Origin of the sequence: Nocardioides sp. YIM 152315 (genome assembly GCF_029210375.1) — a bacterium.
In the GTDB taxonomy this organism is placed as follows: Bacteria; Actinomycetota; Actinomycetes; order Propionibacteriales; family Nocardioidaceae; genus Nocardioides.
Map to the genome: position 1 here is coordinate 22,799 of NZ_JARGER010000017.1, position 24,413 is coordinate 47,211.

General features: G+C 71.9%; 28 protein-coding genes. 17 read left to right on the top strand and 11 right to left on the bottom strand.

Going from position 1 to position 24,413, the window contains the following annotated elements; genetic code table 11:
• Positions 1–9 precede the first annotated feature (9 nt).
• Positions 10–594: a GtrA family protein gene (locus tag PZ894_RS05300; protein WP_275743151.1), complete on the top strand. Its 585-nt coding sequence runs from the start codon at positions 10–12 to the stop codon at positions 592–594.
• On the opposite strand, the gene PZ894_RS05305 is transcribed toward PZ894_RS05300, so the two are convergent.
• A complete protein-coding gene (locus tag PZ894_RS05305) occupies positions 536–1,138 on the bottom strand; it encodes a Maf family protein (protein WP_275743153.1) in 603 nt (200 codons plus the stop codon). The genes PZ894_RS05300 and PZ894_RS05305 overlap by 59 nt on opposite strands.
• On the bottom strand, positions 1,135–1,728 hold the full coding sequence (locus tag PZ894_RS05310; RefSeq protein ID WP_275743155.1) for a TetR/AcrR family transcriptional regulator: 594 nt from the start codon (positions 1,726–1,728) through the stop codon (positions 1,135–1,137). The genes PZ894_RS05305 and PZ894_RS05310 overlap by 4 nt, the downstream gene beginning before the upstream one ends.
• 74 nt (positions 1,729–1,802) lie before the next feature.
• On the opposite strand from PZ894_RS05310, the gene PZ894_RS05315 reads away from it, so the two are divergent.
• The 3 genes from PZ894_RS05315 to PZ894_RS05325 all read left to right on the top strand — a co-directional run bounded on the left by PZ894_RS05315 (position 1,803) and on the right by PZ894_RS05325 (position 5,404).
• On the top strand, positions 1,803–3,242 hold the full coding sequence (locus tag PZ894_RS05315) for an MFS transporter (RefSeq protein WP_275743157.1): 1,440 nt from the start codon (positions 1,803–1,805) through the stop codon (positions 3,240–3,242).
• Between the two features lie 7 nt (positions 3,243–3,249).
• A complete protein-coding gene (locus PZ894_RS05320) occupies positions 3,250–4,239 on the top strand; it encodes a glycoside hydrolase family 6 protein (RefSeq protein ID WP_275743160.1) in 990 nt (329 codons plus the stop codon).
• A 151-nt stretch (positions 4,240–4,390) separates the two neighbouring features.
• Positions 4,391–5,404: a response regulator transcription factor gene (locus PZ894_RS05325; protein ID WP_275743162.1), complete on the top strand. Its 1,014-nt coding sequence runs from the start codon at positions 4,391–4,393 to the stop codon at positions 5,402–5,404.
• Positions 5,405–5,650: 246 nt separating this feature from the next.
• Here the strand turns inward: PZ894_RS05325 and PZ894_RS05330 are convergent, their stop codons facing one another.
• The 4 genes from PZ894_RS05330 to PZ894_RS05345 all read right to left on the bottom strand — a co-directional run bounded on the left by PZ894_RS05330 (position 5,651) and on the right by PZ894_RS05345 (position 9,924).
• A complete protein-coding gene (locus PZ894_RS05330; RefSeq protein ID WP_275743164.1) occupies positions 5,651–6,388 on the bottom strand; it encodes a hypothetical protein in 738 nt (245 codons plus the stop codon).
• 32 nt (positions 6,389–6,420) lie between these two features.
• Entirely contained in the window at positions 6,421–7,896 is a 1,476-nt protein-coding gene (locus PZ894_RS05335; protein WP_275743166.1) for a glycosyltransferase family 2 protein, read from the bottom strand.
• A gap of 169 nt (positions 7,897–8,065) precedes the next feature.
• Positions 8,066–8,281 carry an acyl-CoA carboxylase subunit epsilon gene (locus PZ894_RS05340; RefSeq protein WP_275743167.1) on the bottom strand — a complete coding sequence of 72 codons (216 nt, stop codon included), beginning with the start codon at positions 8,279–8,281 and terminating at the stop codon, positions 8,066–8,068.
• Between the two features lie 8 nt (positions 8,282–8,289).
• Positions 8,290–9,924: an acyl-CoA carboxylase subunit beta gene (locus PZ894_RS05345; RefSeq protein WP_275743169.1), complete on the bottom strand. Its 1,635-nt coding sequence runs from the start codon at positions 9,922–9,924 to the stop codon at positions 8,290–8,292.
• 70 nt (positions 9,925–9,994) lie between these two features.
• Here PZ894_RS05345 and PZ894_RS05350 point away from each other — a divergent pair, with 70 nt between their 5' ends.
• The 8 genes from PZ894_RS05350 to PZ894_RS05385 all read left to right on the top strand — a co-directional run bounded on the left by PZ894_RS05350 (position 9,995) and on the right by PZ894_RS05385 (position 16,039).
• Positions 9,995–10,786: a biotin--[acetyl-CoA-carboxylase] ligase gene (locus tag PZ894_RS05350; protein ID WP_275743171.1), complete on the top strand. Its 792-nt coding sequence runs from the start codon at positions 9,995–9,997 to the stop codon at positions 10,784–10,786.
• 12 nt (positions 10,787–10,798) lie between these two features.
• The gene (locus PZ894_RS05355) at positions 10,799–11,299 is read left to right on the top strand and encodes a PH domain-containing protein (protein WP_275743173.1); all 501 of its coding nucleotides are present in this window, start codon (positions 10,799–10,801) and stop codon (positions 11,297–11,299) included.
• 13 nt (positions 11,300–11,312) lie between these two features.
• Positions 11,313–12,290, top strand: a complete 978-nt coding sequence (locus PZ894_RS05360) for an adenylate/guanylate cyclase domain-containing protein (protein ID WP_275743174.1) — start codon at positions 11,313–11,315, stop codon at positions 12,288–12,290.
• Positions 12,291–12,354: 64 nt separating this feature from the next.
• Positions 12,355–12,672, top strand: a complete 318-nt coding sequence (locus PZ894_RS05365) for a winged helix-turn-helix domain-containing protein (RefSeq protein ID WP_275743176.1) — start codon at positions 12,355–12,357, stop codon at positions 12,670–12,672.
• A gap of 22 nt (positions 12,673–12,694) precedes the next feature.
• The gene (locus tag PZ894_RS05370) at positions 12,695–13,867 is read left to right on the top strand and encodes a 5-(carboxyamino)imidazole ribonucleotide synthase (RefSeq protein ID WP_275743178.1); all 1,173 of its coding nucleotides are present in this window, start codon (positions 12,695–12,697) and stop codon (positions 13,865–13,867) included.
• A gap of 4 nt (positions 13,868–13,871) precedes the next feature.
• Positions 13,872–14,423 carry a 5-(carboxyamino)imidazole ribonucleotide mutase gene (gene purE, locus PZ894_RS05375; protein WP_275743180.1) on the top strand — a complete coding sequence of 184 codons (552 nt, stop codon included), beginning with the start codon at positions 13,872–13,874 and terminating at the stop codon, positions 14,421–14,423.
• Between the two features lie 60 nt (positions 14,424–14,483).
• Positions 14,484–15,119: a DUF6758 family protein gene (locus PZ894_RS05380; RefSeq protein WP_275743182.1), complete on the top strand. Its 636-nt coding sequence runs from the start codon at positions 14,484–14,486 to the stop codon at positions 15,117–15,119.
• A gap of 23 nt (positions 15,120–15,142) precedes the next feature.
• Positions 15,143–16,039 carry a PHP domain-containing protein gene (locus PZ894_RS05385; RefSeq protein ID WP_275743184.1) on the top strand — a complete coding sequence of 299 codons (897 nt, stop codon included), beginning with the start codon at positions 15,143–15,145 and terminating at the stop codon, positions 16,037–16,039.
• Here PZ894_RS05385 and PZ894_RS05390 read toward each other — a convergent pair.
• On the bottom strand, positions 16,008–16,790 hold the full coding sequence (locus PZ894_RS05390) for an SDR family oxidoreductase (protein ID WP_275743186.1): 783 nt from the start codon (positions 16,788–16,790) through the stop codon (positions 16,008–16,010). The genes PZ894_RS05385 and PZ894_RS05390 overlap by 32 nt on opposite strands.
• Before the next feature lie 133 nt (positions 16,791–16,923).
• Between PZ894_RS05390 and PZ894_RS05395 the strand changes: the two genes are divergently transcribed.
• Both PZ894_RS05395 and PZ894_RS05400 read left to right on the top strand, forming a co-directional pair.
• Positions 16,924–17,733 (top strand): ParA family protein, encoded by an 810-nt coding sequence (locus PZ894_RS05395; RefSeq protein WP_275743188.1) that lies wholly within the window; start codon positions 16,924–16,926, stop codon positions 17,731–17,733.
• Positions 17,730–18,407 (top strand): L,D-transpeptidase, encoded by a 678-nt coding sequence (locus tag PZ894_RS05400; protein WP_275743190.1) that lies wholly within the window; start codon positions 17,730–17,732, stop codon positions 18,405–18,407. The genes PZ894_RS05395 and PZ894_RS05400 overlap by 4 nt, the downstream gene beginning before the upstream one ends.
• 53 nt (positions 18,408–18,460) lie before the next feature.
• Here the strand turns inward: PZ894_RS05400 and PZ894_RS05405 are convergent, their stop codons facing one another.
• Positions 18,461–19,897 carry a DEAD/DEAH box helicase gene (locus PZ894_RS05405; protein ID WP_275743192.1) on the bottom strand — a complete coding sequence of 479 codons (1,437 nt, stop codon included), beginning with the start codon at positions 19,895–19,897 and terminating at the stop codon, positions 18,461–18,463.
• A gap of 186 nt (positions 19,898–20,083) precedes the next feature.
• Here PZ894_RS05405 and PZ894_RS05410 point away from each other — a divergent pair, with 186 nt between their 5' ends.
• Positions 20,084–20,773 carry a ferritin-like fold-containing protein gene (locus tag PZ894_RS05410; protein ID WP_275743194.1) on the top strand — a complete coding sequence of 230 codons (690 nt, stop codon included), beginning with the start codon at positions 20,084–20,086 and terminating at the stop codon, positions 20,771–20,773.
• 37 nt (positions 20,774–20,810) lie between these two features.
• On the opposite strand, the gene PZ894_RS05415 is transcribed toward PZ894_RS05410, so the two are convergent.
• The 3 genes from PZ894_RS05415 to PZ894_RS05425 are packed head-to-tail and all read right to left on the bottom strand — an operon-like array spanning position 20,811 to position 21,956.
• Positions 20,811–21,086: a hypothetical protein gene (locus PZ894_RS05415; protein ID WP_275743196.1), complete on the bottom strand. Its 276-nt coding sequence runs from the start codon at positions 21,084–21,086 to the stop codon at positions 20,811–20,813.
• Between the two features lie 13 nt (positions 21,087–21,099).
• Positions 21,100–21,321, bottom strand: coding sequence for a DUF3107 domain-containing protein (locus tag PZ894_RS05420; protein WP_275743198.1), 222 nt, complete (start codon positions 21,319–21,321; stop codon positions 21,100–21,102).
• A 50-nt stretch (positions 21,322–21,371) separates the two neighbouring features.
• Positions 21,372–21,956 (bottom strand): TetR/AcrR family transcriptional regulator, encoded by a 585-nt coding sequence (locus PZ894_RS05425; protein ID WP_275743244.1) that lies wholly within the window; start codon positions 21,954–21,956, stop codon positions 21,372–21,374.
• A 202-nt stretch (positions 21,957–22,158) separates the two neighbouring features.
• Between PZ894_RS05425 and moeZ the strand changes: the two genes are divergently transcribed.
• Positions 22,159–23,358 (top strand): adenylyltransferase/sulfurtransferase MoeZ, encoded by a 1,200-nt coding sequence (gene moeZ / locus PZ894_RS05430; RefSeq protein ID WP_275743200.1) that lies wholly within the window; start codon positions 22,159–22,161, stop codon positions 23,356–23,358.
• Between the two features lie 143 nt (positions 23,359–23,501).
• Positions 23,502–24,380, top strand: coding sequence for a hypothetical protein (locus PZ894_RS05435; RefSeq protein WP_275743202.1), 879 nt, complete (start codon positions 23,502–23,504; stop codon positions 24,378–24,380).
• The last annotated feature ends 33 nt before the right edge of the window (positions 24,381–24,413 follow it).

Consider the following 24,413-nt stretch of genomic DNA (forward strand, 5'->3'; position numbering starts at 1 on the left):
CCTTGCGGCATGGCTGGCCGGTGGCATCGGATCTTCACCGAGGCTTACCGGTTCCTCGCAGTCGGTGGTCTCGCGACGCTCGTCGCGCTGGTGATCTTCAACTTCCTGCTGCACGGCCTCCGGACGGGCTGGGAAGCCCCCCTGTCCGGCAACCCCTACCTGGCGTTCGTGATCGCGAACGTCGTGGGCATGACGATCAGCTATCGGGGCAGCCGCACCTGGGTCTTCCGGGACCGGCCGCCGCGGACCGCCGACGGCGGCCGCCTGATGTTCATCGCGATCAACTTCGTCACGATGCTGATCCCGATCGCCTGCCTGGGGATCAGCCGCAACGCACTCGGGCTCGACGACCCCTACTCCGACAACGTCTCGGCGAACGTGCTGGGCCTGTTCCTCGGCATGGTCGCGCGGTTCTACCTGTTCCGGACGCTCGTGTTCCGGCGCCCGGTCCACCTGGCCGACCTCAAGCAGCACCCGCTCCAGGTCTTCGAGCTCGCCGACCTCGACTCCCGGGCGGTCGACGGCCCGCTCGCGGTCAGCGAGGCGACCACAGGTCCGTCCAGGCGTGACCCAGCTCCGCGACGAGCTCCCTGAGCAGCGGCAGGCTCACCCCGACCACGTTGTGGTGGTCGCCCTCGATCCCGGTCACGAACGCGCCGCCGAGACCGTCGACCGTGAACGCGCCGGCGACGTGCAGCGGCTCACCCGTCCCGACGTACGCCGCGATCTCGGCGTCGTCGAGGTCGGCGAAGTGCACGGTCGTCGACGCCGTCGCGGCGGCCACCCGCCCGGTCGCGGTGTCGCGCAGGCAGTGACCGGTCCGCAGCACCCCCGAGCGGCCGCGCATCCGCTGCCAGCGGCGGGTGGCGTCGGCGGCGTCCGCCGGCTTGCCGAGCGCGGCGCCGTCGAGGTCGAGCACCGAGTCGCACCCGAGGACCAGCGCGCCCGCGGGCAGGTCGTCACGCGCGGCGACCGCGGCGCACTTGAGCTCGGCGAGCTGGAGGGCGAGCTCGGCAGGGGGCAGGCCGTCGAGCTGTGACTCGTCGACGCCCGAGACGATCACCGTGGGCTCGACGCCCGCGTTGCGCAGGGTCTGCAGCCGGGCCGGGGACGCGGAGCCGAGAACGAGAGCCGTCACGCGGGTGATTCAAGCATTTCGAGCGCGTCGCCGAACGCACACGTCGTGAGCGCGGTCAGCGGGTCGCCCTCGCCCAGGTGCTCGTGGGCGCGCATCGAGATCATCACGTTCAGCAGCATCCCGTAGGCGATGAAGTCGCGCGTCTCCTCGTCGTCCCAGCCGGTGCGCCGGACGGTCGCGAACACCTCTCCCATGCACCGGCGTGCGGCCGCGGAGATCTCGGGGACGCCCCCCGCGGAGAAGCCGTGCATCATCACCTGCAGGAAGTCCTGGTCTCGCAGCAGCTCGGTGTAGGCGATCCCCATCCGCGCGCGGTCGTCGTCGCTCGCGGGGTCGAACGGGTCGTCGTCCAGCACCGCCGCGAACGCGTCGCGGATCCGGCCGACCGCCCGCTCGAAGACCTCGAGGAACAGCTCGAGCTTGGTGCCGAACATCCGGACGACGTAGGGCTGCGAGACACCGGCCTCCCTGGCGACCGCATCGGTGCTGGTGCCGGCGTACCCGCCGCGGGCGAATGCCCGCGTGGCCGCCGCGATGACCAGCTCGCGGCGATCGTCGGCGCTCATCCTGGTGGCTTTCGCGGCGTTCATGGTTGACATGTTATCAGTCGATTACTTATCGTCGAGCATCAAGTAATCATTCGATGCATACAACTGGAGTCCCGATGACCGCAGTCGACACCGCCGCCCCCGCGGCGAGGTACGTCGCCCCCGCTCGCCCCCGGCGCTCGCCGGTGTGGCTCGCGGTCGTGGCCGCCTCGCTCCCGATGTTCATGGCCACCCTCGACAACCTCGTGATGACCAGCGCGCTGCCGGTCATCCGCACCGACCTCCACGCGTCGGTCGGTCAGCTGTCGTGGTTCGTCAACGCCTACACGCTGGCGTTCGCGACCTTCATGCTCCCGGCCGCGACGCTGGGGGACCGCCTCGGTCGGCGTCGCGTGATGCTCGCCGGCATCGTCGTCTTCACGGCCGCCTCGATCGCGTCGGCGCTGAGCACCAGCTCAGAGGCGCTGATCGCGGCGCGCGCCGTGCAGGGCGTCGGCGCCGCCGCCATCATGCCGCTCTCGCTGACGCTGCTCGCCGCCGCGGTGCCACCGGCGATGCGCGCGGCCGCGATCGGCATCTGGGGCGGCGTCAGCGGCCTCGGCGTCGCGCTCGGCCCGGTCATCGGCGGCGCCGTCGTCGACGGCGTCAGCTGGCAGGCGATCTTCTGGCTCAACGTGCCGGTCGCGCTCGTCGCCGTGCCGCTGCTGCTGGCGGCGATCCCCGAGTCGCGCGGAGCCTGGCAGCGACTCGACCTCCCCGGCGTGCTCATGCTCGGCGGCGCCGTCTTCCTCGGCGTGTGGGGGATCGTGCACGGCAACGACGACGGCTGGGCCGACCCGCGGGTCCTGGTGCCGCTCGTCCTCGCGGCCCTGCTGGTGCCGGCCTACGTCGTCTGGGCCCGCGGCCGCGCGTACGCCGTGCTGCCGCTGCGGCTCTTCTCCTCGCGCACCTTCTCGGTCGCCAACGTGATCGCGCTGTTCTTCACGCTCGGCATGTTCGGCACGGTCTTCCTGCTCGCGCAGTACCTGCAGATCGTGCAGGGCTACTCGCCGCTCGAGGCCGGCATCCGGACGCTGCCCTGGACCGCGGCGCCGATGGTCGTCGCCCCGGTCGCCGGCGCGCTCGCCTCCCGGGTCGGCCTGCGGCCGCTGCTCACGACCGGCCTGGTGCTGCAGTCGGCGTCGCTCGTCTGGTTCGCGTGGCTGACCGAGTCCGCCTCGGCGTACCCCGCCTTCGTCCCGCCGCTGCTGATGGCCGGCGTCGGCATGGGACTGACGTTCGCGCCGATGGCGACGGCCGTGCTCGAGGGCCTGCCGGAGGGCGACTTCGCGGTGGCCAGCTCCGCGAACTCGACGGTCCGCGAGTTCGGAGTGGCGCTCGGCATCGCGGTGCTGACGGCGGTCTTCCTCGGCAACGACGGCCAGCTCTCGCCGCAGGGGTACGACGGCGCGATCGGCCCCGCGCTGCTCACCGGCGCCGCCGCCGTCGCGCTCGCCGTGGTCGCCAGCCTGTTCGCGCCCGGGCGGCCGGGGGAGCGGCGGCCCGCTCGGGCATGATGGCGGGGTGCCGCTCCGCCGACCGTCCGCCGCGCTCGCGGCGCTGCTGGCCGTCCCGCTGGGCACCCTCGTCGCCTGCTCCGACGAGGGTGACCCCGCCCCCGCGTCCGCCCAGGAGATCAATCCGTACGCCGGGCGCGGCGGCTACGCCGACCCCGACTCCCACACCGCGCAGGCGGCGGCGCAGGCGACCGGCTCGGGGGACGCCCAGCAGGAGCGGGTCCTCGCGCGGCTCGCGGAGACGCCGCAGGGCATCTGGCTCACCCCGGAGCAGGAGCCCGCCGGCCAGGTCGGACCGTACGTCGCGGAGATCGTCGCGGCGGCCGACGACGCCGGGCAGGTGCCCACGTTCGTCGTCTACGGCATCCCCGACCGCGACTGCTCGGGCGGGTTCTCCGCCGGTGGGCTGCCGGCCGACGAGTACGGACCGTGGGTGCAGGAGATCGCCGACGCCGCGGACGCCGGCGACCACGTGGTGGTCGTCGTGGAGCCCGACGCGCTGCCCGGCGCGCTCGAGTGCGGAGACCGCGAGGAGCGCGTCCGCCTGGTCGCCGACGCCGTGGACGACCTGGCGGCGGCCGGCGCCACGACGTACGTCGACGCCGGCCACGCCAACTGGGTGGCACCGGAGGACCTGGCGCCGCTGCTCGAGCAGGTCGGAGTGGAAGACGTCCGGGGCTTCGCCACCAATGTCTCGAACTTCCAGTCCGACGAGGACGAGTGGGCCTACGCCGAGGAGCTGAGCGGGCTGCTCGACGACGCGCGCTACATCATCGACAGCGGCCGCAACGGCTTCGGCGCCACGGACGACTGGTGCAACCCGCCCGGCCGGGCCTTCGGCACGCAACCCGGCGCCGTCACCGACCACGGGAGCCTCGACGCCTACGTCTGGGTCAAGCCGCCGGGGGAGAGCGACGGCGAGTGCGGAGGGGGCCCGCCGGCCGGACAGTTCTGGCCGGAACGCGCCCTGGAGATCGCCGCGGCCTCCGGTTGGTGAGGCCGACACGCCGCGGCGCGACGGCGTGTCGTGCTCGCGTCGCCTGACGACCCCCGGGGCACGACGGTTCGCGGCCGGTGTCGGCGGACGCGACCGCTCCGTGCGCGGGAACGCGGCAGCCGTGGGCTCCGGCGTTGTTAGGCTGCGCGACATGGAGTCCGGTGGCGAGTGGGTTGCGGTCATCATCGAGGACGACCCCGACGTGCGTGACCTCATCGACATCGTGCTCTCGCAGTCGGGATTCACGACGGTCGTCACCGAGAACGGCGCCGCCGGCGTCGAGGCCGTGCGCCAGCACAATCCGCTGATCACCACGCTCGACGTCAACATGCCGGGCATGGACGGGTTCGCGGTCGCCAAGCGGCTGCGCGAGTTCAGCAGCACCTACCTGATCATGATCACCGCGCTCGCCGACGAGATCGACGTCGTGCAGGGCTTCGAGGCCGGCGCCGACGACTACCTCGTCAAGCCGTTCCGCCCCCGTGAGCTGCGGGCCCGCGCCGACTCGATGCTGCGCCGCCCGCGCGCCCGGATGGACAAGCCCCACGGCTGGGTCGAGTCCAAGGACACCGAGGCGCCGGCGGCGTCATCCCAGCCGGAGTCGTGGGCCGCCTCCGCCGCGCGCGACCTGGCCGCTTCGCCGCCGCTCCCCCCGATCACTCCCCAACAGCCCCAGCAGCGTCCGTTCGAGCCGGCGGCGCCGCCGGCCGAGCCGCCGCGGCCCGTGCAGCCGGTGCAGCCGCCCATGCAGCCCGTCGAGCAGCCCGCCCCGGCGCCGACGCTCCAGCCGGTGCCGCCGGCCGGGCAGCACGGCGCGGTGGTGGCCGACCCGTCGACCGGCTGGATGCACTTCAACGGGCTGGCGCTCAACCCCGAGACCCGCGTGGCGACCGTCCACAACGCCGCGGTCGACCTGACCCGCACCGAGTTCGACCTGCTGGCCTCGCTGATGAGCACCGGGCGCCGGGTCCGCAGCAAGGCCGACCTGGTGCTGACCATGCGCGGCCAGCAGTACGTCACGTCGTACTTCGTCAACGAGGCCGACAAGCGCTCGGTCGAGGTGCACATCGCCAACCTGCGCCGCAAGCTCGGCGACGACGCCGCCACCCCGCGCTACGTCGAGACCGTGCGCGGCGTGGGCTACCGCCTCGCCGAGATGGTGTGACTCCCTCGCCGGAGCGGCGAGGATCTCTCCCGCGCCGACCAGTCCTGGGCAGGGTCTGTCGGTGGAAGCCGGTGGCGTGACGTTCCGGATGGCGTGCGGCTGACGCCCCCGCGGCGCGTGGTCCCGCGAGGCCGAGGGCCCACTTCTCGGGCAGTCCCCTCACTTCTCCGGTGTTGCAACGCCCGAGAAGAGCAGGAATACCCGGTGCACCGGGTATTCCGCGACCCCGACGCCCGCCGCGTCGCCTCAGTTGGCGTCGACGGGGATCGACTGCGCCTCGGTCGGCTCGTCGGACTCGAAGATCGCGATCGGCACCTTCTGGCTGATCTTCTTCTTCACGAAGCTGCCGGTGCCGGCGCGCTGCTCCATCCAGACGGTCGCCGTGAAGAAGAGGTCGATGCCCTTCGTGTCCATCGAGGTCGGCCGGATCGGCTGGTTGCGCAGCTCGAAGGCACCCTTGGGCGAGGTGATCAGCATGCCGTGCTTGGTCGAGACCGGCTCGGGGTCGAAGGTGACGTTCTTGGCCACGGCGTCGAGGGAGTAGGGCTCCTCGCCGGACCTCGACCCGTCGCGCAGCGTCACCTGGGAGGTGACGACGATCCGGTCGAGGTAGACCTTCCGCTTGGTGCGGAAGGGATCGCGCAGGTCGCGGTCGAGGTCGTAGGCCTGGAAGGTGAACGAGAAGAACTTCTTGCCCTTGGGGTACCACTCGTTGGTCCGCGGCGTCGACTTCGTCGGGTAGAGCGTGTAGACGAAGTCGAGGTCGTCGATGTCGATGTGCGACTGGAACGTGCCGTCGCGCGTGAACTGGGAGTCGTACGGCGTCTCGGTCGCGTTCGGCGAGGCCGAGGGGGTCTCCGCCGGGTCGTCGTTGCCGGTGAGGCCGTCGATCGCCGAGCAGCCGGTCAGCGCCGTGAGCGTCGCGACCAGCGAGATCGCGACGACGGCCGACCTGAGCGGCAGACGCGAGCAGGTGCGGGACATGGAAGGCTCCTGGAGGTCGGGGGTCATCGGGGTCAGGCCTTGAAGCCCCGGTAGCGCCGCATCGCCTTGAGGACCATCCAGGCGGTCTGGAGGACGGTGATGACGCCGAGGATGGGCCAGCACACCGCGAGGACGTCGGAGCGGAGGCCGATCGGCAGCTGCAGCCAGATCGCGGCGCTCACCACGAAGACGAAGACGAACGCGACGAACGGGTAGAGCCACGCGACGCCCTTGCCGCGCTCGGCCTTCGCCTGGGCCGCCCAGTTGTCGGTCTGCTGGCGGCTGAAGAACTTCGCCCAGGCCCGGATGAAGTGACCCATCCGGATCACCATGTAGCTCTCGGCGGGCACCACCAGCAACGCGAAGAGGTAGTCGCGTCTGTGGGCGAACTCCATCGACCGGGCGACCCGCAGGTTCAGCCAGACCGCGGCCAGCGGCGGGATCAGCCACCACGGGCTGAACACGAACGCGTCGATGTCGAGCGAGCCGGCGAGCAGCAGCACGAACATCACGCGGGTCGTGATGTTGATGACCATCGACATGTGCTCGAACCAGCGCAGCCGCAGGTTCGGGTGGAACGGCTGGCCGCGGGTGTCGCCGCGCTGGCCAGGCCACATCAGGTCGATCGCGCCGAAGTTCCACTTGACCTGCTGGGCGTCGAGCGATCGGAGCGTGGTCATCCCACCCACGTGGGCGCGGGCGCGGGCGGAGATCTTGGTGAGGTAGCCGGCGCTCTTGATCTGCAGGGAGAGCAGCGAGTCCTCGACCTCGCTGTCGTTGACCCAGGGCGTGCGCTGGTGGCTGTCCTCGAGCACGTCACGCAGGGCCTGCGTGGAGAAGATCGAGAACTGGCCGCCGAGCACCGCCATGTTGCGACCCTTGAGCAGGTTCTGCATGTTGAACGCGGCGAACTGCGCGCGCTGGCCGGCGATCAGGAACTTCGCCGCCGGCCCGTCGAGCGCGCTGTCGTCGATGGAGTAGATCGCGGAGATGCCGCCGATCCGGTCGTCGCTCGAGATCTCGTCGACGAGGTGCTGCACGGCGTCCGGCTCGGGCGTGGTGTCGCCGTCGACGCCGAGCAGGAAGTCCATGGTCTCGACGAGCGAGTAGCCGTAGTTGAGGGCGCCGACCTTCTTGTCGGGGTTCCTGCCGATGTCGTGGACGTAGATCTCCGTCTCCTGCTCGCCGGTCGGAGTCATCCGCTTGTGCGGACCGGCGTAGTGACTGGCGATCTCGACGGAGTCGTCGGAGGTGTTGTTGACGATGACGTGGATGCTGTCGGGGAGCCGCGTCTGCTGGAGGAGCGAGTCGAGCACGCCCGCGATCGTCTCGGCCTCGTTGTACGCCGGGATGATGCAGCCGACCGTCGGCCGGTACGTCGGCAGCTCGTCGGCCTCGTCCTCGTACCGGTCCTCGTAGGCCGGGAGCCCGGGATCCGCGATGCGGATGTACTGGCTCCCGGTGGCGAACTGCCCCGGCACCTGCGTGCCGGCGTCGTTCACGTCCACGTCGTCTCCGTCTTCCGTGCTGCCCGGCGCCACCCGATGCGGCGCAACCCCAAGATTGGTGACATCAAGTCTGCGGAACACCCCTCAAGACGCTGCAGGGCAAAGCCCAAAGATCGCCTCAAGTATGGGCCAGCACGCGTGGTCTGGACCACATCTGCGGGCCGGAGGGTCAGCGAGGGAGCGCGCTGGAGCGCCAGCCGCCGGGGCCGTGCGGGAGCGCCCGCCGCACCGTGCGGTGGTGGGCCGACCACTCGGCGACCGGCCGCGGGGCGGCTGCCCGCGGCGAGCCGGCCGCGCTCAGCACCGCGACGATCGCCGCGACCTCCTCGGGGGTCGCGTCGCCGTTGACGATGCGCAGGACCGGCCCGCCCTCCGGTGGGTTCACGGCGGCCATCAGAGCGGGATGTTCCCGTGCTTCTTGGCGGGCAGCGTCTCGCGCTTGGAGCGGAGCAGCCGGAGGGCGCGGACGATCTCGACGCGGGTCTCGTGGGGCGAGATGACCGCGTCGACGTACCCGCGCTCGGCGGCGATGTAGGGGTTGGCGAGCGTGGTCTCGTAGTCGTCGATTAGCTCGGCGCGGCGGGCCTCGACGTCGCCGCCCTCCTTCTCGAGCGCCGCGAGCTCCTTGCGGTAGACGATGTTGGCCGCGCCCTGCGCGCCCATCACGGCGATCTGCGCGGTCGGCCAGGCGAGGTTGATGTCGGCGCCGAGGTGCTTGGAGCCCATCACGTCGTAGGCGCCGCCGTAGGCCTTGCGCGTGATGATCGTGACCAGTGGCACCGTGGCCTCGGCGTAGGCGTAGATCAGCTTGGCGCCGCGGCGGATGATGCCGTTCCACTCCTGGTCGGTGCCGGGCAGGAAGCCGGGCACGTCGACGAAGGTCAGCACCGGGATGTTGAAGGCGTCGCAGAACCGCACGAAGCGGGCGGCCTTCTCGGAGGCGTCGATGTCGAGCGTGCCGGCGAACTGCAGCGGCTGGTTGGCGACGATGCCGACCGAGTGGCCCTCGACCCGGCCGAAGCCGACGACGATGTTGGGCGCGAAGAGCTCCTGGACCTCGAGGAACTCACCCTGCTCGTCTCCATTGGCGTCGAGCACGGTCGTGATCACGTCGTGCATGTCGTAGGGCTGGTTCGGCGAGTCCGGGATGATCGCGTCGAGGGCCTGGTCCAGGTCGGTGAACTCGGTGTCCGCGACGTCCTCGTAGGCGGGCACCTCGTCGAGGTTGTTCTGGGGCAGGTAGGAGAGCAGCGCCTTGACGTACTCGATCGCGTCCTCCTCGTCGGAGCCCATGTAGTGGGCGTTGCCCGACTTGGTGTTGTGCGTGCGCGCGCCGCCGAGGTCCTCCATCGAGACGTCCTCGCCGGTGACGGTCTTGATGACGTCGGGGCCGGTGATGAACATGTTGGAGGTGCCGTCGACCATGATCGTGAAGTCGGTGACCGCGGGGGAGTAGACGTGGCCGCCGGCGCAGGAGCCCATGATCATCGAGATCTGCGGGATCACGCCCGAGGCGTGCACGTTGCGGCGGAAGATCTCGCCGTAGAGGCCGAGCGAGACCACGCCCTCCTGGATGCGGGCGCCGGCGCCCTCGTTGATGCCGATGATCGGGCTGCCGGTCTTGATCGCGAGGTCCATGACCTTGGTGATCTTCTCGCCGTACACCTCGCCCAGCGAGCCGCCGAAGACCGTGAAGTCCTGGGAGAAGACACAGACCTGGCGGCCGTCGATCGTGCCGTAGCCGGTGACCACGCCGTCGCCGTAGGGGCGGTTCTTCTCGAGCCCGAACGCCGTGGAGCGGTGTCGCGCCAGCTCGTCCAGCTCGACGAACGAGCCCTCGTCGAAGAGCAGCTCGATCCGCTCCCGAGCCGTCTTGCGGCCCTTCGCGTGCTGCTTCTCCACCGCCTTCGCGGACCCGGCGTGCACCGCCTCGTCGAGGCGGCGGTCCAGGTCAGCGAGCTTGCCCGCGGTGGTGTGCACGTCGATGTCCGCCGGGACGTCGGTTCCTTCGCCGGGCGCTGCAGTCATCGGGTGGGGGCTCCTCACTGGCACGGGATCTGGACCGTGGGCCAATCTAGTGCCCGTGACCCCTGACGCCATGAGACGCCCATCACTCGACGCCGCCCGGCTGGCCGCGCTGGCGCCCGGCGTCGTCATCGAGGTGCTCCGGGAGACGACCTCCACCAACGCCGTCGCCGCGGAGCGGGCGCGGGCGGGCGCGCCGGAGGGGTCGGTGGTAGCGGCGGAGCACCAGACCGCCGGCCGGGGGCGTCTGGACCGCTCGTGGGCGACGCCGCCGCGCTCCGCGCTGCTGTTCTCCGTCGTCCTGCGGCCCACCGTGCCGGCGGCCGTCTGGCCCTGGCTCCCGCTGCTGACCGGGTACGTCGTGGCGCGGGCGCTGCGCGGGGCCGGGTACGACGCCGGCACGAAGTGGCCCAACGACGTGCTGATCGGAGACGAGAAGATCGCGGGGATCCTCGTCGAGCGGCTCCAGACGCCGTCCGGTCCCGCGGCCGTGGTGGGCATCGGCCTCAACGTGTCCCTGACCCCCGAGGAGCTCCCGGTCCCGACCGCGACGTCGCTGCTGATCGCGTCCGGGGCCGAGCCGGACCGCACCGACCTCCTCGTCCTCCTGGTCGAGGCGCTCGTCGAGGCCTACGACGCCTGGCAGGCCGGGGGCGAGTCGGCTCGCGACCGGCTCGCGGCGTCGTACGCCGCCGCGTGCGTGACCGTCGGCCGCGACGTCCGCGTCGATCTCCCGTCCGGCGATCCGCTGACCGGCCGCGCCACCGGCGTCGACCGGGACGGCCGGCTGGTGGTCCGCGGGCCGGCGGGCGAGACCGCGGTGGGCGCCGGCGACGTGGTCCACGTGCGGCCGACCGATCGGTGACATGATCTGCCCGTGGCCATCTCCCGCAGACTGCTGAACGACGGCGAGGCCGTCGTCATCGACACGCGCACGCATGTCAAGGCCCTGCTGTGGCCGCTCGTCCTGCTCGTCGTGCTGCTGGCGGTCGGCACCTACGTGCAGACGCAGTGGGACCAAACGGTCGCCTACGTCGTGTGGGTCATCGTCGCCGTCGGGATCGTGTGGTGGGTGCTCCGGCCGGCGCTCGTGTGGGCCACGGCGTCGTACACGTTCACCGACCGACGGCTGATCACGCGCAGCGGCGTCATCGTGCGCCGCGGCCACGACATGCCGCTGGCGCGGATCAGCGACATCGCCTACGAGTTCGGCCTGATCGACCGGATGCTCGGGTGCGGCACCCTGCTCATCTCCGACGCCAGCACCCACGGCACCGTCAAGCTCCACGACATCCCGCGGGTCGAGGAGACCCAGCGGCGGGTCAACGAGATGCTCCAGCGCATCCACGACCGCTCGGGCGGACATGAGGGAACCTGAGCGGTCGGGCCCGGTGTCGGGAGACGAACCCGCCCCGGAGGACCTGGAGAAGGCGATCCTCGGGCAGGCACCCAGCTTCAACGCCCAGGAGATCGCCACCCGCACCGGCGTGACGCTGGAGGAGGCGCGGCGGCTCTGGCGGGCCCTGGGCTTCCCCGAGCACGGCCTCGAGACGGCGTTCACCGACGCCGACGCCGAGGCGCTGTCGACGATGCTGGCGATCGTGCGCTCGGGCACCGTCGACTTCGACCTGGCGCTGAACCTGACCCGCGCGGTCGGCCAGACCATGGCCCGGCTCGCCGACTGGGAGGTCTCGACGCTCGTCACCCGGGTCGAGGAGCTCACCGACGACCCGGAGTCCGACGGCCGCAGCGTCTCCGCGCTGCGCCTGATCCAGGACCTGAGCGCGCCGTTCGAGGAGCTGCTCGTCTACGTCTGGCGCCGTCACCTCGCCGCCGCCGTCGCGCGGGTCGAGGCGCTGCGGGCCAACGAGGAGGATCTCAACACCGTCCAGCTCACGGTCGGCTTCGCCGACATCGTCAGCTTCACCGCGCTCTCCAACCGCCTGACCGAGGAGCGCATCGGCGACCTCGTCGAGCTCTTCGAGTCGCGGTGCGCCGACGTGGTCGCCGCGCAGCGCGGCCGGGTCATCAAGAGCATTGGCGACTCCGTGCTCTTCGTCAGCGACGACCCCGTCCGCGCCTACGACATCGCCGAGGGGATCATCAACGTCGTGGGCCGTGACTCGCGGATGCCCGACGTACGCCTCGGCCTCGCGAGCGGGTCGGTCGTCATGCGGCTCGGCGACGTCTTCGGACCGCCCGTCAACCTGGCCGCCCGACTGACCGCGGTCGCCCGGCGCAACCGGATCATCATCGACGCGGCCACGGCGGCGCTGCTGCCGCCCGACGAGTTCGAGACGCGGCCGCTGCCGGCCCGACCTGTCCGTGGCTTCGGCATCGTCGAGCCGGTCGCGGTGCGCCGCGCATAACCAATACCCCAGAAAATTCCCCGAATCCGCTCCGTCGCCCGGTCCACGTTCCTACCGTGGGCGGATGATCGAGGTGCAGGGCATCCGGCTCGACCCCGACGAGCGTCGCGCCTGGCGGGGCAACGAGGAGCTGGCGCTGTCGCGCAAGGAGTTCGATCTCCTGCACTGCCTGATGGCGCGTGCCGGCGACATCGTGAGCCGTGAGGAGCTGATGCTCGAGGTCTGGCAGACGACGTTCTGGACGTCGTCGAAGACGATCGACGTGCACCTCGGGTGGGTACGCCGCAAGCTCGGCGACGACAGCCGGCACCCGTACCTGATCACCACCGTCCGCGGCCGGGGGCTGCGCTTCGAGACCGAGGACCACCGGCACCTCGCCTGAGCCGAGCCTCTAGAGTTCCGGTGTGCCCGAGCCAGCGTCGACCCTCGCGCCCACCCTCGCCGTGATCGGCGGCGGGCAGCTGGCGCGGATGATGGCGGAGCCGGCAGCGGCGATGGGACTCCCGTTGCGGCTGCTGGCCGAGGCGCCGGGCGTCTCGGCGGCCCAGGTGATCCCCGACCACACCGTCGGCGACTACCGCGACCTCGAGGTGCTGCGCTCCGTGACGGCCGGTTGCCCCGTGGTCACCTTCGACCACGAGCACGTACCCACCGAGCACCTGCACGCCCTCGAGGACGGCGGCATCGCCGTGCGCCCCGGTCCCGGGGCGCTGGTCCACGCCCAGGACAAGGGCGTGATGCGTGAGCGGCTCGCCGAGCTCGGCGTCCCCTGCCCGCGCAACGCCATCGTCACCAGCGTCGCCGACGTCGAGGCGTTCGGCCTGCCGTGCGTGCTGAAGACGACGCGCGGCGGCTACGACGGCAAGGGCGTGTGGTTCGTGCGCTCGGCCGCCGATGGCGCCGAGGCGCTCGCCGCGGCCGAGGCGACCGGGGTGCGCATCCTGGCCGAGGAGCTGGTCGACTTCCGGCGAGAGCTCTCCGCCCTGGTCGCGCGGTCGCCGAGCGGCCAGGCCGCGGCGTACCCCGTCGTGGCCTCCACCCAGCAGGACGGCATCTGCCACGAGGTGATCGCGCCCGCGCCCGACCTCGACCCCGAGCTCGCCGGACAGGCGCAGGAGATCGCGCTGCGGATCGCCGGGGCGCTCGACGTCACCGGTGTGCTCGCCGTCGAGCTCTTCGAGACCGCCGACGGCCGGATCCTCGTCAACGAGCTCGCGATGCGACCTCACAACACCGGCCACTGGACGCAGGACGGCTCGGTGACCTCGCAGTTCGAGAACCACCTGCGCGCGGTGCTCGACCTGCCCCTCGGGTCGCCGGCGCCGCGCGCGCGGTGGACCGTGATGGTCAACATCCTCGGCGGCCCGGACCCCTCCGTCGGTCGCCTCTACGACGGCTATCCGCACGCGCTGGCGCGCGATCCCCTCCTGCGGGTGCACCTCTACGGCAAGGAGCTGCGGCCGGGCCGCAAGGTGGGTCACGTCAACGCGTACGGCGACGACCTCGACGACTGCCTCGAGCGCGCACGGCACGCGGCCGCGTGGTTCCGGGGCGACCTGGGAGACGAGAGTGAGTAGTCCGATGCCCTTCGAGACGGTTGCAGAGCAACCTCCTCAGGAACCAAGCGCACGGGTCGGCATCGTGATGGGCTCCGACTCCGACTGGCCGGTGATGAAGCCGGCCGCGGAGGCGCTGGCCGAGTTCGACGTCGCCCACGAGGCCGACGTGAAGTCGGCGCACCGGATGCCGGAGGAGATGCTCGACTACGGCCGCACCGCCGCCGAGCGTGGCCTGTCGGTGATCATCGCCGGCGCCGGCGGGGCCGCCCACCTTCCGGGCATGCTCGCCGCGGTCACGCCCTTGCCCGTGATCGGCGTGCCGGTGCCGCTGAAGCACCTCGACGGCATGGACTCGCTGCTCTCGATCGTGCAGATGCCCGCCGGGGTGCCGGTCGCCACCGTCGCCGTCGGCGGCGCCCGCAACGCCGGCCTGCTCGCCGTGCGCATCCTCGCCGCCACCGACCCCGCCCTGCAGGAGCGGATGCGCGCCTTTCAGGCCGAGCTGCGGGCGTCGGCCCAGCAGAAGGGCGCCGTGGTGCGCGGTGAGGCAGCCGGGCGACGAGTCGGGTTCTAGGACCGGGATCCCTGGAGGACGGCCCTTGACGGGGGCCGGGCGGATCCGCACCGTATTCGCATGTCGCTTGCAGCCAGCTGTGTGCGCTGCTCGGCGCCGGTGGCCGGCGCGGACGGCGAGTGGTCGTGCCCCGACCACGGGGTGACCGCGCCGCTGTGGCGGGCGCCCGAGGCGTCGTACGACGCCTTCGTCGAGCACCTCCGCGTGGCCGGACCGTTCCCGACGTACGTGCCCTGGCCGATGGGTCCGGGCTGGTCGGTGACCGACTTCGCGGTCGTGGCCGGCGAGCAGGGTCGCGGGATCGCGTCGCTGACCTGCACGTCGGGCACCAGCGAGCTCGACGGACCGGTCGACGTGCTGGTGATCGCCGAGGAGGCCGGCACCGGGCTCGGCGCCCGATGCGCGGGGACCCGCTACACCGATCCCGGGCACGAGATCGGCTACCGGTCCCCGTCGGCCCGGGTGCGCATCGGCAGCCAGGCGGTCAGCCTCTGGGGCATCTCGACCAGCAGCTCCCACGGCGAGCTCGACCGGTCGGTGCTGGCGGGTGAGGCCGGCGGTCGGTGGCTGTGGATCGTGCTCCGGCCGGCCTCGGCGCTGCTGCTCCTCCGCGACGACTGGATCCTGCGCGACGTCTCCGGTGCGGGTCCGCAGCTGGTCGAGCTGCCGTTCGGGGGACACCGCCCGGGCTGGTGATGACCTCGCCTAGGGTTGCCTCCGTGCGCATCGACCTGCACACGCACTCCCGCGCCAGCGACGGCACCGACAGCCCGGCCGAGCTGGTGCGCGCCGCCGCGCGGGCCGGACTGGACGTGCTCGCGATCACCGACCACGACACCGCCGCCGGCTGGCCCGACGCCCAGGCCGTCGCCGACGAGGTCGGCGTCACGCTGGTGCCCGGCATGGAGATCAGCACCCACCACCGCGGCCGCAGCGTGCACCTGCTGGCCTACCTGCCCGACCCGACCTACCCGCCGCTCGCCGACGAGCTCGCGCGGGTGCTCGACGGCCGGGCCGCCCGCGTGCCGCGGATGGTGACCCGGCTCAACGGGCTCGGCATCGACATCACCGAGGACGACGTACGCCGCGCGTCGGCGGGCGCCGTCGCGTCCGGGCGGCCGCACGTCGCCGACGCGCTCGTCACCCTCGGCGTGGTCGCCGACCGGAGCGAGGCGTTCGACCGCTACCTGGCGTGGGGCCGCCCCGCGCACGTGGACCGCTACGCGGTGCCCCTGGAGACGGCGATCCGCGCGGTCGCCGGCGCCGGGGGCGTGTCGGTCATCGCCCACCCGTGGGGCCGCGGCGGGCTCGGTCGCCCCGACGAGCAGACCCTCGTCGGGCTGCAGGAGATCGGGCTCGCCGGCATCGAGGTCGACCACCAGGACCACGACTTAGAGACGCGCGACGTGCTGAGGTCGATGGCGCGCGACCTCGGGCTCGTGGCGACCGGGGCCAGCGACTACCACGGTGTCGGGAAGGCCGACCACGAGCTCGGCTGCAACACCACCGACCCGGCAGAGCTGGAGCGGCTGCTGGCCGCGGCGGCGGAGGCGTCGGCGCGCAGCGGACGGCCGACGCCGCGGCTCACTTCCGGCCGAGCGACTGGAACCGCTTGAGCACGGGTGTGGGCACGATCCGCGCCGCCCGCGCGATCACCTTGTACTGGGCGCCCGGGATCGAGAAGACGCGCCCCCTGGCGTGGTCCCTCAAGGCGTCGGCGACCAGCGCGTCGGCGTCGAGCCACAGGAAGGAGGGGGCCGAGCCGCGCGAGACCTTCATGCGCTCGTGGAACTCGGTCTTCGTGAAGCCGGGGCACAGGCAGGTGACGGTGACGCCGCGGTCGCGGTACTCGTACGCCGCCCACTCCGAGAAGGAGTTCACCCACGCCTTCGCCGCGCTGTAGCTCCCGCGGGGCAGGAAGGAGGCCACGCTCGAGACGTTGATGATGCCGCCGTGGCCGCGCTGGGACATCGGCCCCAGGGCGGCGTGGCTGAGCCGCATCACCGCCGTCACCAGCACGTCGAGCATGGCCTGCTCGTCGTCGACCGGGTTGTCGAGGAACCGCCGCTTGAGGCCGAAGCCCGCGTTGTTGACCAGCAGGTCGACCGGTCGGTCCCGGTCTGCGAGTCGCGCCTCGACCGCGGCGAGCTGCTCCCGGTCGCCGAGGTCGGCCGCCAGCACCTCCACGTCGACGCCGTACGACGACCGGAGCCCGCCGGCCTCCACCTCCAGCCGCGCCCGGTCGCGGGCGACCAGCACCAGGTCGTGGCCCTGGGCGGTCAGCTGGTGGGCGAAGGAGCGGCCGATCCCGGCGGTGGCGCCGGTGACGAGCGCGGTCTTCCTCGGGGCGGACGGTGTGGCAGACATGGCGCAGAGTCAAGCAGCCGCCTCCGCGATCCGGCGAGCGTGGTCCGGCATGATGGTCTCCGATGACCACCCCACGGCGTTCTTCGTCTCCCCCGCTGCGCTCCTCCACCGAACAACGCCGCGGGGACCCCGGATGACGACCACACTCGCGATCGCCAACCAGAAGGGTGGCGTCGCCAAGACGACGACGGTCGCCTCCGTCGGTGCTGCCCTCGTCGAGCTCGGCCACTCGGTGCTGCTGGTCGACCTCGACGCGCAGTCGTGCCTGACCTTCTCCCTCGGCATCGATCCGGAGGACCTCGAGGTCTCGGTGCACCACGTGCTGACGCAGGGCGTCGACCCGGCGGAGGTCATCATCACGACCGACGACGGCGTGGACCTGATGCCGGCCACGATCGAGCTGGCGCGGGCCGAGGCCGAGCTGCTGACCCGCACCGGTCGCGAGCAGGTGCTGCGGTCGATGATCGAGGCGCTCGAGGACGACGGCGCGGCGTACGACTGGATCCTGCTGGACTGCCCGCCCTCGCTCGGGGTGATGACGGTCGCGGCGCTCACCGCCGCCGACGGCGTGCTGATCCCGCTGCAGTGCGAGACGCTGTCGCACCGGGGGGTCGGGCAGCTGCTCGACACCGTCCATGACGTACGACGCTTCACCAACCGATCGCTCGAGGTGTGGGGCGTGCTGCCGACCCTCTACGACGGCCGCACGCAGCACGCGCGCACGGTGCTCGAGACGATCTCGGAGACCTACGAGCTCGAGGTGGTCGAGCCGCCGATCCCGAAGACGATCAGGTTCGCTGAGGCGCCGGCCGCCGGCCGCTCGATCCTCGCGACCAGCCGCAGCAGCAAGGGCGCGCAGGCCTACCGGGAGGCGACCGCGGCGCTGGTCGCGCGCGCGGAGCGTCCCCGGACGCGCCGCGGGAAGGCCGGGAGGGCGTCGTGACCCGGCACCGCGCCGCGCCGGTCCGCCCGCGCTACGGGCGGCTCGCCGCGCTCGGCTCGTCGCTCGCCGTGACGGGCGTCGCCGTGCTGGGCTCGTTCGGCGTCCTGCCCGGCTCGGACGGCGGCGCCGCGGCCGAGCAGAAGGCGCCCGCGCTCGAGGCCGGCGCCGCGATCGACCGGGCGGCCGACGGCGCCCTGTCCACCGCCGGGTCGCCCTCGCGCAGGACCTCCGCCGACGCCGCGGAGACCGCGCAGGACCCGGCGCGCGACACCTCGCTGCCGGCGGCCTCGGGCACCGGTCGGCGGGTGGTCTTCAGCCAGGACCGCCAGCGGGTCTGGCTGGTCACCAAGGGCACGAAGGTCGAGCGCACCTACCTCGTCTCGGGCAGCGTCTACGACAACCTCGAGCCCGGCACCTACCAGGTCTACTCGCGCTCACAGCAGGCGTGGGGGATCGACGACTCCGGCTCGATGCGCTTCTTCGTCCGCTTCGCCCAGGGCGACCGGGCCGCGATCGGGTTCCACGACATCCCCGTCGACGACGGCGAGCCGGTGCAGACCGTCGCCCAGCTCGGCACGCCGCTGTCGCACGGCTGCATCCGGCAGAAGGAGTCCGACGCGATCGCGCTCTGGAACTTCGCGCCCCTCGGCACGAACGTCGTCGTCACCGCCTGAGAGGCCGACCCGCCCGAAACTTTCGGGCGGGTCGGCGCTGAGTTTCCGGCGGGTCAGCTCTCGGCGGCCGGTGCGGGCCTCTCGCCGGCGCCCGACGAACGTCGACGGCGCCGCCGGTTGCGGCTGCTGCCGGCCGGCTTCTCGCCGTCACCGCCGCCGGCCGGGGTCGCGCCGGCGCCCTCGGCCGCCACGGTCTCGCCGTTGCGGGTCCGGGTGCGAGTGCGCTGCCGGTTGCGGTTGCGCGGCGGGCGGTCGCCGGACCTGTCGCCCCGGGGCTCCCGCGGCGCCCGCTCGACGGGCTTCGGGTCGGCGACGCGACCCTTGGTGCCCGGCGGGATGCCCTGGTCGTGGAAGAGGTGCTCGGAGGTCGAGTAGGTCTCGATGGGCTCGTCGAAGGGCAGGTCGAGCGCCTTGTTGATGAGCTTCCAGCGGTGCAGGTCGGCCCAGTCGACGAAGGTGATCGCGATGCCCGACGCGCCGGCGCGGCCGGTGCGACCGATCCGGTGGACGTAGGTCTTGTCGTCCTCGGGGCAGGTGTAGTTGATGACGTGGGAGACGCCGCGCACGTCGATGCCGCGCGCGGCCACGTCGGTGGCGACCAGGACCTGGATCTTGTCCTCGCGGAACCTCGTCAGGGCCTTCTCGCGCGCCACCTGCGCCATGTCGCCGTGCAGGGGGCTGGCCTTGAAGCCGCGCTCGACCAGGTCGTCGGCGACCCGCTGCGCCTGCCGCTTGGTGCGGGTGAAGACGATGATCTTCCCGGCGTCCTCGGCCTGCAGGACGCGGCCGATGATCTCGGGCTTGTCGAGGTCGTGGGCCTGGTAGATGAACTGGGCGGTGGCCGGCACCGTCGCGTTCTCGTACGACGACTCGGCGCGGATGTTCATCGGGTGCCGCATGTGCATGCGCGCCAGCGCCACGATCGCCGACGGCATGGTCGCCGAGAAGAGCATGGTCTGCCGGGTCTCGGGGGTCTTGCGCAGCAGCGTCTCGACGTCCGGCAGGAAGCCCAGGTCGAGCATCTCGTCGGCCTCGTCGAGCACCAGGGCGTGGACGTGGGAGATGTCGAGCACCCGGCGGTTGCACAGGTCGATGAGCCGGCCGGGGGTGCCCACGACGATGTCGACGCCCGTCTCGAGGGCCTCGATCTGCGGCTCGTAGCCGACGCCGCCGTAGACGGTCAGCACCCGCAGGCCGCGGTCGGAGCCGGCGAGTGCGAGGTCGCTGGAGACCTGGAGCGCGAGCTCCCGGGTCGGGGCGACGATCAGCGCCTGCGGCTTGCCCTGGGGCAGCTCGGCGTAGTCGGCGTCCTTGGGGGCGATGCTGCGCTGCAGCACCGGGATGCCGAACGCGAGGGTCTTGCCGGTGCCGGTGCGGGCCTGGCCGATCAGGTCGGTGCCCATCAGGGCGACCGAGAGGGTCATCTCCTGGATGGCGAAGGGCGTGGTGATGTCGGCGCGCTCGAGCGCGTCGCAAATCTCGGGGAGCACCCCGAGCTCTCGGAACGTGGTCAGGGTCTTGTCGCTTTCGTGAGTCAGCCGGGTTCAACCGAATGAGTGTCGGATGCGGCGGACTCCCGTCAGCAAGACGGACGCTGTCTGCCGCGCACATGCGGTGGGTCGCAGCCGGGATGGGAGCGACCTCGATCACAGCCATCCTATCGGTAGGGTGCGGACGTGACCGCATCGACGCCCGTCGCCTTCGAGGATCCGCAGTACCGCGAGGCGGTCGTCGACCTGCTGGGCGCGATCGCGTACGGCGAGATCTCGGCGTTCGAGCGCCTCGCGGAGGACGCCAAGCTCGCGCCGACGCTCGAGGACAAGGTGGCCATCGCGTCGATGGCGACGGCCGAGTTCGGGCACGTCGCGAAGCTCAACGAGCGGCTCGTCGAGCTCGACGCCGACCCGTTCGAGGCGATGGCGCCCTTTCGCAAGGCGATCGACCGCTTCCACGAGCACACCGCGCCCGGCGACTGGTTCGAAGGCCTGGTCAAGGCCTACGTCGGCGACGGGCTCGCCAACGACTTCTACCGGGAGATCGCCGCGTTCCTCGACGTCGAGACCCGTGACCTGGTCGTCGCCTCGCTCGAGGACTCCGGCCACTCGGCGTTCGTCGTCGACCGGGTGCGCGCGGCGATCGCCGCCGACCCGCGGCTCGGCGGGCGGCTCGCGCTCTGGGGCCGTCGGCTGATGGGGGAGGCCCTCACCCAGGCGCAACGGGTGGCCGCCGACCGGGACTCGCTGACCGCGCTGCTCGCGGGCGGCATCGACCGCCCGGGACTCGACCTCGCCGCCATCGGCCGGATGTTCACCCGCATCACCGAGCGGCACACCGAGCGGATGTCCGAGCTCGGCCTCGACTCGTAGCGGTGTCCGAGTCGTCCGTGTCTCGTGCGAGCCGCGCTCAGACGCCGGTACGCCGACGCCCGGCGGTGCCGACGGCGAGCATGACGAGGACGGCCGCGGCGGCGGCCTGCCAGCCGTGCCGCCACCAGTCCACGCCCAGCGTCTGCCGGTCGAAGAACAGCCCGTAGAGGAAGTCGCCGACGAGGCATCCGCCGATGCCGCACAGGATCGTGAGCCACAGCGGGACCTCGTCGGTGCTGCCGGGGGCGACCAGCTTGCCGAGCAGGCCGATCAGGGTGCCGCCCAGCACGGCCCACAGGAGCGCGGAGACCATGCTCGAGTCTCCACTAGGAGCGGAAGCCGACCTGGCCGACCGTGCCGTGGCCGAGCTCGACGTACGCCAGCTTCGCGACCGGCACCAGGAGCTGGCGGCCCTTGCTGTCCCTGAGCGTGAGCACGCCGTCGTTCGCGACCGCCTCCGACAGTCGCTTCTCGACGTCCTCGGCGGACTCGTCCACGTCGATGGTCAACTCACGGGCGGCGTTCTGGACGCCGATCTTGACCTCCACGAGGTCCTCCTTCGTGTTGGTTGCCGGCTCGGGGCCGTGCGGGCTGGGTGTCAGTCGTCGGTCAGCGGGTAGCCGCGGATGCCGCGCCAGGCGAGCCCGGCGACCAGGGCCGTCGCGTCCGCGCGGTTAATCCCGCCCTGGTCCGACAGCCAGAACCGGGCGCTGACCTGCGCCATTCCCACCAGGGACACCGCGAGCAGCCGGGAGGCCGCGTCGGGCAGGCCGGTGTCGTCGTGGATGACGTTCGCGATCACGGCGGCGCAGTCGGTCGTGACCCGGTCGACGTGCTCGCGGACGGCGGGCTCGTTGGTCAGGTCGGACTCGAACACCAGGCGGAACGCGCCGGTGTCGCTCGCGACGTACTCGAAGAAGACGTCGATCGCCGCCTGGACGCGCAGCTTGTTGTCCTCGGTCGACTCCAGGGCCCGGCGGCAGTTGTCGATGATCGCGTCGCACGACTGGTCGAGCAGCGCGAGATAGAGGTCGAGCTTGCCGGGGAAGTGCTGGTAGAGCACGGGCTTGGAGACACCGGCCCGCTCGGCGATGTCGTCCATGGCCGCCGCGTGGTAGCCCTGGGCCACGAAGACCTCGAGGGCGGACGCCATCAGCTGCGCCCGCCGCTCGCGCCGGGGCATCCGGGCTCCGCGGGGTCGCACCGGTGCGTCGTACTGCTCTGCCGTCACGCCCCGCAGCCTACCCATCGGTCACCCGCGTCCGGATGACGGGACGCGGCGGCCCGCACCGGGGCGCGACGGGGAACATGGCAGGACCGGAGGTTGTTCGCACGAACGAGACAACCAGCGACACCACCAGTCCAGGCACAACGAGGAGTACGCCGTGTCCTTTCCCGCGCTCGTGGAGCCCGCGGACGAGCTCACCATCGACGAGGTGCGCCGTTACAGCCGGCACCTGATCATCCCGGACGTCGGCATGACCGGGCAGAAGCGCCTCAAGAACGCCAAGGTGCTGGTGATCGGCGCGGGCGGACTGGGCAGCCCGGCGCTCCTCTACCTGGCGGCGGCCGGTGTGCACACGCTCGGCATCGCCGAGTTCGACGAGGTCGACGAGTCGAACCTGCAGCGCCAGATCATCCACGGCCAGTCCGACATCGGGAAGTCGAAGGCGCAGTCGGCCAAGGAGTCGATCGCGGAGACGAACCCCTACGTCGACGTGATCCTCCACGAGGGCCGCCTCGACAACGACAACGTCATGGACGTCTTCCGGGGCTACGACCTGATCGTCGACGGCACCGACAACTTCGCCACGCGCTACATGGTCAACGACGCGGCGTACTTCCTCGGGATCCCGTACGTGTGGGGCTCGATCTACCGCTTCGACGGCCAGGCCTCGGTGTTCGCGCCGACGCTCGCCGACGACGCGCCGTGCTATCGCTGCCTCTACCCCGAGCCTCCGCCGCCGGGCATGGTCCCGAGCTGCGCCGAGGGCGGCGTGCTGGGCGTGCTGTGCGCGTCGATCGGCGCGATCCAGGTCAACGAGGCCATCAAGCTCCTGACCGGCATCGGCGACCCGCTGGTCGGCAAGCTGATGATCTACGACGCCCTGGAGATGGAGTACCGCAAGCTCAAGGTGCGCAAGGACCCCAACTGCGCGCTGTGCGGGGAGAACCCGACCGTCACGGGCCTCATCGACTACGAGAGCTTCTGCGGCGCGGTCTCCGACGACGCCGCCGAGGCCGCCGCCGGCTCGACGATCTCGGTCGTCCAGCTCGAGCACATGCTGAAGGAGCGCGAGGAGGGCACCCGCGACTTCGTGCTGGTCGACGTCCGCGAGCCGAACGAGTACGAGATCAACCGGATCCCCGGCTCGGTCCTCATCCCCAAGGGCGACTTCCTCAACGGCTCGGCCCTCGAGCAGCTCCCGAGCGACAAGCAGGTCGTCATGCACTGCAAGTCCGGCGTCCGCTCCGCGGAGACGCTCGCGATCGTCAAGGGTGCGGGGTACGCCGACGCCGTGCACGTCGGCGGCGGCGTGGTCGCCTGGGTCAACCAGATCGACCCCTCCCAGCCGTCGTACTGACCCAGGCGCCGGGCCGGTCAGGGAAGACGCGCGACGCCGGACGCGGTGGCGGGAGGCGCGAGAGCCCGGCGGCCCGGGCGCCTCGACGAGCGCACCCGCCTACCGGTACGTAACCTGCCCGGGGGCTTCTCGTTGAGGCGGGCATGACCCTCACGCGTTCGCAGTTGGCCGCCGTGGTGGCGGCCGTCACCGTCACCGTCCTGACCGTCGTGCTGATGGCCCTCCAGCCCGCGCCGGCCGGCGCGGCGCCCACCTGGGCCCCGGCGGGCGAGGCCGCGATCCACCCGGGCACGCAGATGTACACCCAGGGCGCGCAGTGCACCGGCAACTTCGTCTTCACCGACGGCGCCGGCGACGTCTACGTCGGGTACGCCGCCCACTGCGCCGGCACCGGGGAGGCGACCGACACCAACGGGTGCAACGTCGAGTCGCTGCCGCTCGGCACGCCCGTCACGTTCAACGAGGGCGGCAGCCTGCTCAGCGAGGGCACCCAGGTCGGCTCGGGCACACTGGCCTACTCCTCGTGGGAGACGATGAACCGGGTCGACGAGGCCGACGCCAACACGTGCGCCTACAACGACCTCGCCCTGGTGAGGGTCAGCGGCGCGGACGTCGCGAAGGTCAACCCGTCGATCCCGTTCTGGGGCGGGCCGACCGGCATCGACACCGACGGCACCGCCGCCGGCGACCGGGTGTGGACCTACGGCAACTCCAGCCTCCGCGCCGGCGTCACGCTGCTCTCGCCCCACACCGGCATCAGCCTCGGCGACAACGCCGCCGACGGCGGCTGGTCGCACCCGCTCTACACGGTGACGCCCGGCGTTCCCGGCGACTCCGGCTCGGCGTTCGTGAGCGCCGACGGCAAGGCGGTCGGTGTGCTGTCGACCCTCGGGCTCGCCCCGCTGCCGCTCTCCAACAACATCGGGGACCTCGGCAAGGAGCTCGCCTACGCGAAGCAGCACTCGGGCATCTCCGGCCTGCGGCTGGTGAACGGGACGGAGCCGTTCGACCCGGTCCTCTGAGTCCCGCCACCGGGGTCACATCGTGACCTCGAT